A 243-nucleotide genomic window follows, 5' to 3' on the forward strand; every position below is an offset into this window, starting at 1 on the left:
GTCGCAGGCCAGGATGCCGGAGGCCTGGGTGCGTAGGAATGTGCGCCAGGAGGTGTCGGCCCGGCGGGGTGCGGGGTCGATGCCGGCGCGGTGCAGGATCCGCCAGACGGTGGCCACCCCGACCGGGTAGCCCAACCCGGCGAGTTCTCCCTGGATCCTGCGGTGGCCCCAGGTCGGGTTCTCCCGTGCGAGGCGCAGGACCAGATCGCGGATCTCCCGGCGGACCGGCGGCCGACCGGGCGA

General features: G+C 74.5%; 1 protein-coding gene. It reads right to left on the bottom strand.

Annotated features, from left to right (window positions below; genetic code table 11):
• The coding region (locus AC559T_RS18320; RefSeq protein ID WP_498869527.1) for an IS3 family transposase at nucleotides 1-243 on the bottom strand (243 nt) is incomplete at both ends.

The organism is Frankia sp. Hr75.2 (genome assembly GCF_949319125.1).
GTDB classification, from domain to species: Bacteria; Actinomycetota; Actinomycetes; order Frankiales; family Frankiaceae; genus Parafrankia; species Parafrankia soli.